Source organism: Aquella oligotrophica (assembly GCF_002892535.1).
Classification (GTDB): Bacteria; Pseudomonadota; Gammaproteobacteria; order Burkholderiales; family UBA11063; genus Aquella; species Aquella oligotrophica.
The window spans coordinates 2,014,925-2,028,288 of record NZ_CP024847.1 but is presented as its reverse complement, the minus strand read 5'-3'; the positions used below and the strand labels follow the sequence as shown (position 1 = coordinate 2,028,288).

Genomic DNA, 13,364 nt, shown 5'->3' with positions numbered 1-13,364 from the left:
ATATATTAGCACACCTTTAAATGTGCTTTGATTGTCTAGCCCCAATAATTATTAGTTTGAATATTGGGTGATTATCAGGTAAATTAAATTAAAATAAGCGTGGCAAATGATGGCTACGCTTATTTTTTTATAATAGTCTTTAATAGTACTAAAGATTAACCCTGATATGAAGACTCCAGATAGATATAGTATGTCATAGCTATTTTTATAATGTAATAGGGCAAATATGATATTTACTATAAAATAGCATGTTAGTTTGGAAACGGTTATTTTTTTTATAAAATCCTGTAATAACCCGCGGAAAACCACTTCTTCAAGTATTGGGGCGATAACTAATAATTTGATAATGGAAGTAAGATCAGAATTTACTATAGGTAAGGCTAATTTGACGTATGATATTAGAAAAAGCAGAATTAATGGAGAGAGTATTATAAAAGAAGCCAGCAATATGGAATGATGGCTTCTTGTTTTAGTTAATAGTTTATTGCATTTGGTCAACATAGCGTTCTACTGCCATGGCATCAACCAAGCGACCATTTTTACCAACGCTATTTAAAAATGCCATTGCAATAGGGCGATTATCCACTACTGCATAAAGAACCAAGCAGTGTCCAGCTTCATTGATAAACCCGGTTTTTGATACTTCAATTTGGAATTTATCTGTTCTAACCAGTGCATCACTATTCATATAATGATGAGTATAGTTGCGTCCAAGCATAACATCTGCACCTTTGGTTGTGGTATCTTCACGGATGGCTTCGTATTTGTAGGCGGCAGCTACCATTTTGGTCAAGTCAATGGCAGTTGATTTATTTCGTGGAGTAAGTCCTGTTGGATCATAGAATTGGCTATTATTCATTCCAAGAGCTTTGGCTTTCGCATTCATCTTTTGGATGAAAACATTGATCCCACCTGGATAGGCTGTTCTAGCAATAGCGTGAGCAGCACGATTTTCAGACGACATTAATGCTAGTAGCAAAAGATCTCTACGGCGCAATTGCATGCCGACTCTTAAACGAGAGAATGTATTTTTAAGATGATCAACATCGTCTTCTTCTATGGTAATGTATTCATCTAAATCTGCTCCAGAATCAAGCATAACCATAGCCGTCATTAATTTGGTAATTGAGGCAATTGATAGTTGAGTTGATGCATTTTTACTGACTAGTGCTTCCCCGGTATTTAAATCTACTGCATAACCAGCATATGAAATTAACTTGGGTTGCCGTGGGATTCCGCCACTAACCACTGGTGTAACTGGCTTTGGTTTGCGCCTTTTTGAAGTTGTAGTTGCAGGAGTATTGATTGCATCAAGGATTGGATCACCCTTATTACTACTTGAATAAGTTTTCTTCTTTTTGATTTTTTTATGTGTCTTTGCTTTGGTGGCTGAAGAGTTTTTTGCTGCGTAGCTTGTGCCTAGAAATGTTGAACATAAAATTAAGATTAAGAGTTTTTTTATCATTGTATTCTGGTATTCCTGCTGATTCCGCGTGTTTGATTAAAAGCTTTTGTTATTACTTAGTCTATTTTAAAGTTTTGAATTTTATTTTCAATTTTTATTATAGCCATAATTGTAATTGATAACAGCTGCTTTTGCTGAAAAATATACATATAATTACAATGATGTTATATACTCGCTAGTTATGACATACATATAAAGGTTGTTAAAATGACAGAATCTTTAGTTACATTAAGAGACTACATTCGTTATGCTGTGAGTGAATTTCGTAGAAATAATCTGTTTTTCGGGCATGGAACGACTAATGCTTATGATGAGGCAGTTTTTCTAGTGCTACAATCCTTATCCTTGCCATTAGAGCAGTTGGAGCCTTTTTTTGATGCAAGATTATTGCCCGAGGAAAAGGCGATTATTCTGGAACGTATTAAACGCCGGGTAGATGAACGGATTCCATTATCATATATTACTAATGAAGCTTATTTGCAAGGATATTCATTTTATGTAGATAAGCGGGTAATAATTCCGCGTTCATTTATTGCTGAACATATAGTGAATAATCAGCTTGATGAATGGATCGAGCATCCTGAGCTTGTTAATAATGTTCTTGATTTGTGTACTGGGAATGGTTCATTGGCGACCATCGCTGCACATCATTATTATGATGCTGAAATTGTTGCTAGTGATATTTCTGAAGATGCACTTGATGTCGCAAGCATTAATATAGAGCGTAATCAGGTAACAGATAGAGTTACATTAATCAAATCAGATCTCTTTAATGAGCTAGGTGATTATTTTGAAACTTTTGATCTAATCCTTACGAATCCACCATATGTTGATACGAGACGAATGGAATCATTGCCTAAAGAGTATCTGTATGAACCAAATTTGGCATTGTTTGGTGGGACTGATGGCTTGGAATTTGTTGATAAGATTTTGAAACAATCAAAATATTATCTTTCTGATTTTGGTGTCCTAGTTGTTGAGATGGGCGATAATCGTTTTGAACTAGAACAGATGTATCCCGATTTACCATTCAAATGGCTCGAGAGTGTTAGTGGGGATGGGGTGGTATTTGTCCTAACTAAAGCAGATTTGATTGATTATTTTGATTAGTACTGTATGAAATCTGTGCTTCTTGAGCAATATGATTTGTTTATCTTTGATTGGGATGGTACGCTAATGGATACCAGTCAGATTGTAATTAGTGATGCTTTAGGTGATTTGTTATTTCCTGATGTAGCTGAGATGCTTCAGTTGCTATCAGCTAGTAATAAGCTTTTAGCAGTGGCAACCGGAAGGAGCCGGGCAACGCTTGATAAAATACTGACTAGTAGTGGCTTAGAAGACTATTTTATAATCACAAAGACAGCTGATGAGTGTTTTTCTAAGCCACACCCGCAGATGATTGATGAAATACTTGATTTTTGTGGCATAAGTAAAACTAAAGCCGTGATGATTGGTGATACTAAGCAAGATATACTGATGGCACATAATGCAGTAATTGATGCTATTGCCATTTCTAATACTCAAAATGATTGGTCAGCGTTGTTACCTTCTAATCCTAAATATCTTTTTAATAACATTTCAGAGTTATACTCGCTATTAAAAAATGAAAAAACATAATCTAGCTGTAATCCTTCATGAGCCTGATATTCCACAAAATACAGGTAATATTATCCGTCTTTGTGCGAATACTGGTGCAGAACTTCATTTGGTAAAACCACTTGGCTGGGGAGGTATGAACGATAGCAAATTAAGGCGAGCAGGCCTTGATTATCACGAGTATACAAATTTAGTTATCCATGAAAACTGGGCAAGGTGTTTTGAATATTTTCGCGGACGAACTATCTGGGCAGTTGAAACCGGAAGTTCAGTCTTTCATACTGAAGTTAGTTATACATCTAATGATGTGTTACTTTTTGGTTCGGAAACCCGTGGCTTACCAGATAGTATCCTGACTCAGCTTGGAATGCAAAATGTGATAAGATTACCGATGCAAATCAGTCAACGTAGCTTAAATTTATCTAATTCTGTAGCAATTGCTATTTATGAAGCATGGCGCCAAATAAGGTTTATCGGTGGCGTTTAAGAGGGTTAAAATGTGAATAAAAAACGGTTACTAGTTATTTTGTTGCTTCAGCTTGGTCTGATTTTTAATCCCGTCTATGCAACTACAACTGCCTCTGGTTCGACAAGTAAAAAAAAGCATACTAAAAAACATAAAATAAAGCATGCTAAAAAGCCAAAAAACTATATGCAAGGTCAGGCCAGCTTTTATGCTCCGAAATTTAATGGGCGTAAAATGGCTAATGGAGATCGCTATTGGGATGATGTGTATAGTGCGGCACATGCCAAATTACCACTAGGTACTAAACTAAAGGTTACCAATATTGATAATGATTCGGATAATGGTAAAGTGCTTTATGTTGAAGTTACCGATAGGATGTCTAGTCGTTCAAAATATATTATTGATTTCAGTCCAGCTGCTGCCAAATATCTTAATGGTACTGGACGTGGACTGCGTGTGAAATTGCAGGTTGTTAATAATGCCGAATTTGAGTCACATGATATGAATCGCGATGATTAAAAGAAGATAGATTAAATAATGAAACAAAAGCTACGTATTATATTCGCTGGAACACCAGAGATTGCCAAAACATGTTTGGCAAAAATGATTATGAATGGATATTCTCCTGAATTAGTATTATCCCAGCCAGATCGTCCGGCGGGAAGAGGAATGAAGCTTACTCCTTCACCTGTCAAGATATTAGCCAGCGAGCATCAGATTGAGGTTTTTCAACCTGTCAGTTTTCGCAAAGATCCCGAAGCGTTAAATCGGATACGTGAATTTAAGCCAGATTTGATAGTCGTAGTTGCATATGGTTTGATATTGCCACAAGAGTTACTAGATATTCCCCGGCTTGGTTGTATCAATGTGCATGTATCTTTACTGCCAAGATGGCGTGGTGCCGCGCCAATTCAGCGTGCAGTATTGGCTGGAGATCAAGAAACTGGTGTTTGTATTATGCAGATGGATGCTGGACTTGATACTGGTGCTATTTTACTATCAGATAAGTTACAAATAGAAAGTAATGATACTAGTGGTTCATTACATGATAAGTTGGCAATACTTGGTAGTGAATTACTAGTTAGGTTTCTTGATAGTCCTGAAGAGTATAAGCCAATTTCACAAAGTGAAGCTGGAGTGAGTTACGCCCACAAAATTGAAAAATCTGAAGCTTTGATAGACTGGCAAAGTCCTGCTGAGATTATTAGCCGAAATATCCGTGGCTATAATCCATTCCCCGGGGCTTATACTTATTTAAATGGAGAGCTTGTAAAAATTTGGCAGGCTCATATTAGCCGAGCTTTTAAAGGAGATGTAAAAGCTGGTACAATCATTACTGCTGATAGAGATAAATTGGAAATAGTCTGTGGTGATGGATGGCTTATTTCGATTGATGAAATCCAGGAAGCTGGTGCAAAACGTAAAAATATTGCACAATTCTTGCAAGGGAAAAATAATTTGGATGGGCTAATCTTTGAAAAGGAGTTATCATGAGTGGTAATCAGTTCAAAACTTTTGCCTTAATGGCAGCAATCATTGCACTTTTTATGTTAATCGGTGGCGTGATTGGTGGTAAAGGTGGCATGTTAATGGCATTGATTTTTGGCGGTGCCATGAATTTTTTTGCTTACTGGTATTCAGCGGATATGGTACTTAGGATGTATAACGCACAGGAAGTTGGTCCACACAATGCTCCAGATCTATATCAAATGGTAGCTGAATTAGCTAGTCGTGCTCAATTGCCAATGCCTAAAGTGTATGTTATCAATCAGGATCAGCCGAATGCTTTTGCTACAGGGCGTAATCCAGAGAATGCCGCTGTAGCCTTTACGACTGGAATTATGCGAGTACTTAATTATTCTGAACTACGCGGAGTCGCCGCCCATGAGCTATCGCATGTTAATCATCGAGATATTTTGATTTCAACAGTTTCTGCGACAGTTGCTGGTGCTATTTCGGCAATTGCCAATATGGCAATGTGGTTTGGAGTTCGCGATGAAGAAGGTCATCGTAACTGGCTTGCTGGTTTATTAATTGGGATCTTCGCACCCCTAGCAGCCGCAGTTATCCAAATGGCTATTTCACGTTCCAGAGAGTATCTTGCTGATGAAGGGGCGGCTAATCTTACCAATGAACCTTTGGCTTTAGCTGGTGCTTTACAAAAAATTGAAGGAATTGTACGTGGAACATATATGCCACCAGCCGAAGAACATCCAGCGACGGCTCAAATGATGATAATTAATCCATTGTCAGGCGAGGGTAGAGATAATCTATTTTCTACACATCCTAGTACCGCGAATAGAATCATGCGTTTAGAAGATATGGCAAAAAGAATGGGACAATTAAGATAATTATGTTTTAGGATTAAGAATGAAGAAGATTTATAGAGAGAGTATTTTATTATTGTTACTAGCTGGTTCTATTTCAGTGTTAAATGGTTGCGCTGCAGTTGTTGTTGGTGGTGTAGCTGCTGGAGCAACTAGTGGTGCGGCTGTTGCAGCTGATCCTAGGTCAGCTGATGGTGTTGTAAGTGATCAGAAGCTTCGCGGTAAAGTTGAAGATGTAATTAATGCGGCAATACCTGAAAATAATGTTGAAGTAACTAGTTATGATCATAACATTCTCTTAACAGGTCAAGTTAATACGGAAGATGATAAAACTAAGGCTGAGACAGTTGCCAAAGATGCGGCTGGAGTTAAGAAGATATATAATTACATTACAGTTGGACATAAACAATCTGCTAGTCAAACTAGCAAGGATTCATATCTTACTTCAGCAGTTAAATCAAACTTGTTGGTTTCCAAAGGTGTTAATAGCAATGATGTCAAAGTCGTTACAACAAATGGTGTGGTTTATCTAATGGGTATGATTGATCCATATCAAGCTAAGAAGATCACTAAGGCTGCCAGTGAAGTTGATGGTGTCAAAAAAGTGGTCAGTTTATTTGAATATGTTAGTGAATAATTTTCAGGATATTTTATATGACTAAAATACGTAATTTGTTATTGCTAGGTTTGTTTGGTGTTATTGTGAGTGGTTGTGCGGCAGTAGTGGTTGGAGGTGTAGCTGCAGTTGGTGCTACTGGTGCTGCGGTTGGTACTGACCCACGGAGCAATGGTACGGTTGTCAATGATAATACAATTCAGGCAAAACTTGCAGCAAAATATGGTAATAGTGATGATTTCCCTGATTCAAACATTTATGTTGATGTTTATGCTGGAGAAGTATTATTGACTGGACAAGTCAAAACCAATGAATTGAAAAATTTAGCTGAAAATGTTGCCCGTGGTTATCCGGGTGTAATTAAACTTTATGATTATCTGGATGTAAGATTACCATCGTCTGCAACTGCGAGAAGTAAAGATTCATTGATTACAACACAAGTTAAGGCTGAGTTGTTTGGTACTAGTAAGATTAATAGTAATAATATAAAGGTTGAAACAACCAATACTGTAGTATATTTGATGGGTATGGTAACTCCTCAGGAGGGGGAATCTGCGGCATATGTGGCATCAAAAGTTGGTGGTGTAACTAAGGTCGTAACACTTTTCCAATATACGCAGCCAGTTGCTAGTAAATAAATGGTTCATCAGCACAGAAAAATTGGTAATGAAGGAGAAAGTCTTGCTCTTGAATATTTAAAAAAGCAAGGACTTAGCCTGATTGTCGCCAATTTCAATTCACGTTTTGGTGAAATTGATCTGATTATGCATGATGGTGATAGCTATCTTTTTGTTGAGGTTAAAAAACGTAAGCTTGGCTTAAACCATGCAATAGAGAGCATTAATTATAGCAAACAGCAAAAATTGGTAAAAACTGCCCAATATTTTTTATTAAAGCTTGGGCGAGACGTTAATTGTCGCTTCGATGCGGTGGTCCTTGATTCCGATGGAAGAATTGAGTGGCTAAAAAATATAATTACTTTATAAATTAGGAATGAATATGCAGTTAAATGAATTGATTGAATTTAATTTTACCCAAAGTATTGAAACCAAGCAACAAGCCCAATCAACAATGGTTGCGCCAATTGCGGATGCCGTTAAATTAATCGTAGCGGCTTTTCAAAATGGTAATAAGATGCTTATTTGTGGTAATGGTGGTTCTGCTGCTGATGCCCAACATTTTGCTGCTGAATTTACAGGTCGTTATGAAATGGAGCGGACTCCATTGCCTGCGGTAGCTCTGACAACAGATACTTCTGCTCTAACTGCGATTGGTAATGATTATGGTTTTGATGTGGTTTTTTCCAAGCAAGTTGAGGCTCTTGGGCAAGCTGGTGATATTCTTTATGCTATTTCTACTTCAGGTAACTCCGGGAATGTGATTAAAGCAATTGAGGTAGCGAAAGCTCGGGGAATGCATATTATTGCTATGGTTGGTAAAGATGGTGGCAAAATTGCTCAGATGCTATCGGGCGCAGATGTAAATCTGTGTGTGCCAGCTAATCGAACTGCCCGGATTCAGGAAGTTCATCTACTTACGCTACATACTATTTGTGATGCAGTTGATACTCTTATGTTTAAATAAAAAAGCACCTTAATGATCTGCTCCCCAAATAGTGGACAGATTATAAAAAGCCTCTGGTAGATTCAAAATGGTTTCGATATTCAATCGGAGCCATTTTTCTTAATTTGCGCTGTATTCTATCATTATTATAAAAATAGATATACTCATCAATTAATAATTTTAATTCTTCGTAAGTACTTATTTGCTCTAAATAAATACTCTCACTTTTCAAATGTCCAAAGAAACTCTCAATACATGCATTATCCAAACAATTACCTCTCCTGGACATGCTCTTTGTTATACCTAGTGATTTTAATAAAGATGTGTAGGCAATAGATGTGTACTGTGAACCTTGATCACTATGTAGAATAAGCTGATCATTACTCATACTTGGGAATGCTCGTTTGATAGTCTCTATTACTAGCGGATTATCATTGTATTTACTTAGCTCATATGATTTTACTTCATTGTTAAATAAATCATAAATTACGGAGAGATAATAATTTACTCCTCTAACCTTTAAATAAGTAATATCAGTAACTAATTTTCTATTAGGTAAATTGCTTTGAAACTTCCGGTTTAGAATATTAGCTGCCAGTAAATTTTCATTTCCAAAAAAATTACGCTTCTTTCTAATCCTAGACTTTAGGCCAAGTTTGCGCATTAAGCGTAAAACCTTCTTATAACTTATTACCATACCTTGCTTTGATGTTAAAGTATCACGTATTCTACGGTAACCATAGCGACCTTTACTTTTAATGTAGATAGCTTTGATACTATCCATTACCATAGTTTCTGTTAACACAGCTTTATTACGGTTGGCTAATAAATATTTGTAATATCCGCTCCGGGATACACCAAAAAATTTGCAAGCAGATATAATAGACAAACCAGATGTAGAAATATAGCTCTCAATAACACTAAAAGACAGAGATTTTATTTTTCCTGTTTGTCTCTTAGCTCCTTCAACTTTTTTAGTAGAAATAGCTCTCCTTTTAGCCTCATATTTTCATGACGCAACGCCTCAACTTCTGAATTAAATCTTTCTTTCTTTGGTCGGCCGTGAGAGCTATGGTTGTTATGCTTGCCACGACCATCTTCTAAACCTGAAGCACCATAAAGTCGAAACTTCCTTATCCAATCTTTTATTATGCTTATCTCTAATTCATATTCTACAGAAAGTTGGGGACCTGTTTTACCCTCATTTAGATACTTATTAACAATAAGCAATTTAAATTCTCGGGTATATGTTTTGCGATGTTTATTTTGTGTGTACATAAAAAAACTCCCTACGAGTAGTTAAGTATAAAGGGCTTTCTTTATACTTGTCTACTTTATAGGGAGCAGATCATAACGGTGCTTTTTTAATCAACAATACTTGAAATTGCTTTATTTTCAACTTGATTAGCAGTTTTCTCCTGAATATGGTTCATTAAATAGTAGCATAGTTCTTGACAATTTTCGCCAGTTGCACCAGAGATAATGAATATTTTATCAAAATTGGTATTGGTGTCATGCCGTTTAAATTCATCAATAAATTCTTTGATTATTTCTTCACGCTCTTCGGGTAGTACCAGATCTATCTTATTAATTACTAAATAGCGCGGTTTATTATATAGCTCTTCTGAATATTTGGCTAATTCTTGTGTAATCGCGACACTGCTACCAACCACATCAAAATCTTCATCAAGTGGAGCTATATCTACTAGATGTAATAAAACTTTGGTTCGCTGTAAATGTTTGAGAAATTTATGCCCAAGCCCTTGTCCTTCGGCAGCACCTTCAATTAATCCAGGAATATCAGCAATTACGAAACTTCGTTCACTATCAACACGAACAACTCCCAAATTAGGGTGTAGGGTAGTAAATGGATAATCAGCAACCTTTGGCTTTGCTGCTGATACCGCACGGATAAACGTTGATTTACCAGCATTTGGCAAGCCCAATAAACCAATATCAGCCATTACTTTTAGTTCTAGACGGAGCTTTCTCATCTCTCCGGCTTCCCCTTTAGTTGCCTGACGTGGGGCACGATTAGTTGAAGATTTAAAGTGGAGATTACCTAGTCCGCCTTTACCACCTTTAGCAATAATAATTTCTTGTCCATTAGTATCTAAATCGGCAATGATCAAACCGGTTTCTTCATCAAATATGGTCGTCCCAACCGGAACTTTTAGATAAACATCATCACCTTTATGTCCGTAGCAATCAGCACCACGCCCATGTTCACCATTTTTAGCAGTATATTTTTTAACAAAACGATAATCAACTAGAGTATTGATATTATTATCAGCAATCATGATGATTGAACCACCACGTCCACCATCACCACCATCTGGTCCACCTTTTTCAATAAACTTTTCGCGGCGAAATGACATGCATCCATTGCCACCATTTCCGGCAATTACCTCAATTTTTGCTTCATCAATAAATTTCATTGTTTAACTTTATAACGATTTTCTTATTATAATTCAATGATACCCTTAGAGTATGGTTGTGAAATTTTGGGAGTACAATAATAGTAGACTTAAACCTGACAAGGTGTACCAGAATTATTTAATGGCGCAATTTTATCATATTTATGGACATCAAATGAGAGTACGGTAAATGAAACAATCTTGTCTCTATAAAAATATTTTAAACGTCAATTCGGAATAAGGGGTTATGAAAACACATTGAAACTATTAGTTTTAATTATAATGGTTGAAGTTTGATATACTTAATTTTCATTATTTATAAGTATTTGAATAAAAATGTTATTTTATTGCTTATCCTTAATTGGCGTTTATAGTAAAATTCTTTACTAGTATATTTTTCATATCCAAATTATTATTTCTAGTCTTTTTGCGGGTAATTAACATGATTATTATATTTTCAATTACTTTGATTGTTATTATTATGTTGATATTACTTATAGCAAAATTTAATGAACCTAGACTAACGATATATCTAGGGGAGTATTTTAATACATATCTATTTAGCCTAATTTTTATTGTTACAATTGTTGGACTATTATTATACTTTTTCTCAACTTACTGGGTATGGATAATTGTTGGGGCTACTTTAATTATTGGCTATCTATTGTGGAAGGTACTATCTCCGCTATTTCAATATGCTATTTTGTCAGATATTACATGTTGCTCAAAAGAAAAGTATAGCCCAATAACAATAAGGACAGCTGATAAAAGAAAATATGCTATATTTGAAAAACATGGTGATACTATTGTTAAACAGTTAATAAGTAACCAAACTTTAGCAAAATTTATTCAACTTGAGTTGTTGCCTAATGATGATTATTTTGAGGTCGAAAGAATAATCAAAAAATCTTTTGAAATTGATAAATTAGAGAGTCAAAAACAGTTAATTAGTGTAATAAATTTTTTTCAAGAGGCATATAATAAAGAGAAATTAACAACTAGGTGGTGGCTAGACTTAATTACACTAATTCTAACAGGGGAAGAAATAGATAGAAATGAACTGGACAATTATTCTATAGATCTCTATGAAAAAAATTTATCCTATGATAGTTATCAAAATTTATTAGAAATTGCATATAATGAAGGAAATTTAGGAAATGGATATACTTTGTTACGTATTCTTGTTAATTCTGGAGTAAAGTTCAAGCAAACTGAGGTGTGGCAGCAAAAACTATTTAATAATTTTCTTGGAACCATTACTTATGGCAATTTTGAAGAGGCTGGATTTTTATTATTTGCTGGCTTTGACATCAATTTTATAAATGCAGATGGTGATACTATTTTACATAAATTATGTTCTATTGATAATTATAAAAATAAAGACTCTGACTTCCTCTATATTATAGATGCAAGATGGGTAAAAGAAGAAAGAGACCACTGGCAGTTTATGGTCAGTTCAGAAAAGGAAGATTTAACGAATAGAAAAGAAAAGTTTATCTTGAATGCGATTGGATTCCTTGTAAAGAGTGGGGCTAATCTAAACTCTTTAGACAGGGGTAATTGTTCACCGCTAGCGCTTGCTTGTTTTTCTTTATTAAATTATAACTTAATAAGAAGCTTTATCCATTGTGGTGCGGATGTCGATAATATTAATGGCGAAAATAATCTTAATGGATATTACACAACTCCGTTAGAGATTGTCTTAAATAATTTTGTCAAAGAGAAAAAGAAGGAATGGTTAGCTATAGCAATTACTCTATTAAATAGTAAAGCCACTACTAAAAATTTAGATTCACATCTTTTACGAAGCCTTATTTATTCTGACGGTGATTATTTTTTGTCAAATTATTTTGATAGAGGTTTTGGTAGTGGTGTGAACTTACTTTTCGAAGTAATAAAATTAATTGTAAAAAATGGATATCCAATAAACCAAACGATGAAAAATGACTACGTCGATATTCAAAGCAATGATTGCTTATTCAATTGGGTAGTTGATTCTCCAAGAGCTTGTAATTATGATCTTGTGGAATTTCTTATTAAAAATGGCGCAGAATTAAATCAAGCCCAAAATAATGGAATAACCCCACTAGTTAATGTAATAGATAAAAAACTATATAGTATTGCACGATTACTAATTAGAAATGGCGTAAATGCTAACCAACCTGCTTATCTATCTTTGTCAGAACATGGGTATCGCGGAAATTGGGAGGGTAGTTTTATAACCTATCCTCTACATGCTGCCTGTGAGCAAGAAGCTTTATCTATCGTAGAATTATTAATTGATAATGGTGCAGAAGTTAATGTTCAAACTTTATTAGAAACAACTTCTGGAGATATCCGCCATACTGTATACAGTTTTACTACTCTGGAGAGTCCGAGAGGATGTATTGGCTCTGAGTCCCGAAGAACATGGTTAGTAGGGCGCCTAATTGGTTATACTCCACTTCATTATGCTTGCTCAACGCACAGATTAGACATAATTGATTACCTTCTTAAACAAGGTGCAAATATTAACCTAGCAGCAAATAATGGTGTAACTCCATTAATGGTGGCATGCTGGAATACCAATAATTATGTAATCCAACATTTAATTAGAAAAGGTGCAGATGTCAATATTAGAATATTTAAAGCAAAAGAAGATCACATACAAGAATGGTTTTATCCTATAAAAATTTATCTTAAAGAATGTCGAGAAACTAAGCAATATATGTTGGACACAGTTAGATTATTAACAAATCACGGGGCAAAATTTCATGATAAGCAAGATTTAGATAATGCAATAAAACTTCTTCAAAGTGAGAGTTTTTCAGAGGCTAAGTTAATTAATGATTATCTCGTAAGTAATCAGGCTTTATTAATCGGATAATATGTTTAAAAAGAGTTACATTACCCGAGTCCTCACTTTTTTATG

General features: G+C 35.2%; 16 protein-coding genes. 11 read left to right on the top strand and 5 right to left on the bottom strand.

The features are described 5' to 3' along the window. Positions 1–51: 51 nt before the first annotated feature. Positions 52–501 (bottom strand): JDVT-CTERM system glutamic-type intramembrane protease, encoded by a 450-nt coding sequence (locus tag CUN60_RS13465; protein WP_102951778.1) that lies wholly within the window; start codon positions 499–501, stop codon positions 52–54. Continuing rightward, complete coding sequence (locus tag CUN60_RS09305) at positions 482–1,465, bottom strand: serine hydrolase (protein ID WP_102951777.1); 984 nt, start codon at positions 1,463–1,465, stop codon at positions 482–484. Before CUN60_RS09305 ends, CUN60_RS13465 begins: the two co-directional genes overlap by 20 nt. Positions 1,466–1,672: 207 nt before the next feature. Here CUN60_RS09305 and prmB point away from each other — a divergent pair, with 207 nt between their 5' ends. Genes prmB through CUN60_RS09255 form a run of 10 tightly spaced genes read left to right on the top strand, consistent with a single transcriptional unit; the run spans position 1,673 to position 8,057 of the window. Continuing rightward, the gene (prmB, locus tag CUN60_RS09300; RefSeq protein WP_102951776.1) at positions 1,673–2,575 is read left to right on the top strand and encodes a 50S ribosomal protein L3 N(5)-glutamine methyltransferase; all 903 of its coding nucleotides are present in this window, start codon (positions 1,673–1,675) and stop codon (positions 2,573–2,575) included. A 6-nt stretch (positions 2,576–2,581) separates the two neighbouring features. Continuing rightward, complete coding sequence (locus tag CUN60_RS09295; protein WP_102951775.1) at positions 2,582–3,085, top strand: HAD-IIIA family hydrolase; 504 nt, start codon at positions 2,582–2,584, stop codon at positions 3,083–3,085. Beyond that, positions 3,072–3,551, top strand: a complete 480-nt coding sequence (locus tag CUN60_RS09290; RefSeq protein ID WP_102951774.1) for a tRNA (cytidine(34)-2'-O)-methyltransferase — start codon at positions 3,072–3,074, stop codon at positions 3,549–3,551. Before CUN60_RS09295 ends, CUN60_RS09290 begins: the two co-directional genes overlap by 14 nt. Positions 3,552–3,563: 12 nt before the next feature. Further along, a complete protein-coding gene (locus CUN60_RS09285; protein ID WP_102951773.1) occupies positions 3,564–4,049 on the top strand; it encodes a septal ring lytic transglycosylase RlpA family protein in 486 nt (161 codons plus the stop codon). 18 nt (positions 4,050–4,067) lie between these two features. After that, positions 4,068–5,024, top strand: coding sequence for a methionyl-tRNA formyltransferase (gene fmt / locus CUN60_RS09280; RefSeq protein ID WP_102951772.1), 957 nt, complete (start codon positions 4,068–4,070; stop codon positions 5,022–5,024). Beyond that, complete coding sequence (gene htpX / locus CUN60_RS09275) at positions 5,021–5,881, top strand: zinc metalloprotease HtpX (protein ID WP_102951771.1); 861 nt, start codon at positions 5,021–5,023, stop codon at positions 5,879–5,881. Before fmt ends, htpX begins: the two co-directional genes overlap by 4 nt. A gap of 19 nt (positions 5,882–5,900) precedes the next feature. After that, positions 5,901–6,494 (top strand): BON domain-containing protein, encoded by a 594-nt coding sequence (locus tag CUN60_RS09270; protein ID WP_102951770.1) that lies wholly within the window; start codon positions 5,901–5,903, stop codon positions 6,492–6,494. Between the two features lie 17 nt (positions 6,495–6,511). After that, positions 6,512–7,111: a BON domain-containing protein gene (locus tag CUN60_RS09265; protein WP_102951769.1), complete on the top strand. Its 600-nt coding sequence runs from the start codon at positions 6,512–6,514 to the stop codon at positions 7,109–7,111. Continuing rightward, positions 7,112–7,459, top strand: coding sequence for a YraN family protein (locus CUN60_RS09260; protein WP_102951768.1), 348 nt, complete (start codon positions 7,112–7,114; stop codon positions 7,457–7,459). It abuts the gene before it with no gap. A gap of 13 nt (positions 7,460–7,472) precedes the next feature. Next, positions 7,473–8,057, top strand: a complete 585-nt coding sequence (locus CUN60_RS09255; protein ID WP_222593252.1) for a phosphoheptose isomerase — start codon at positions 7,473–7,475, stop codon at positions 8,055–8,057. A gap of 40 nt (positions 8,058–8,097) precedes the next feature. Here CUN60_RS09255 and CUN60_RS09250 read toward each other — a convergent pair whose 3' ends face one another. The 3 genes from CUN60_RS09250 to cgtA form a co-directional block, all read right to left on the bottom strand. Beyond that, positions 8,098–8,925 (bottom strand): IS3 family transposase, encoded by an 828-nt coding sequence (locus CUN60_RS09250; protein WP_245866341.1) that lies wholly within the window; start codon positions 8,923–8,925, stop codon positions 8,098–8,100. Positions 8,926–8,972: 47 nt separating this feature from the next. Continuing rightward, positions 8,973–9,314: a helix-turn-helix domain-containing protein gene (locus tag CUN60_RS09245; RefSeq protein ID WP_102950727.1), complete on the bottom strand. Its 342-nt coding sequence runs from the start codon at positions 9,312–9,314 to the stop codon at positions 8,973–8,975. Positions 9,315–9,400: 86 nt separating this feature from the next. Beyond that, positions 9,401–10,474: an Obg family GTPase CgtA gene (gene cgtA / locus CUN60_RS09240; protein ID WP_102951766.1), complete on the bottom strand. Its 1,074-nt coding sequence runs from the start codon at positions 10,472–10,474 to the stop codon at positions 9,401–9,403. 421 nt (positions 10,475–10,895) lie between these two features. Here cgtA and CUN60_RS09235 point away from each other — a divergent pair, with 421 nt between their 5' ends. After that, positions 10,896–13,319, top strand: a complete 2,424-nt coding sequence (locus tag CUN60_RS09235; RefSeq protein ID WP_102951765.1) for an ankyrin repeat domain-containing protein — start codon at positions 10,896–10,898, stop codon at positions 13,317–13,319. Positions 13,320–13,364 lie beyond the last annotated feature (45 nt).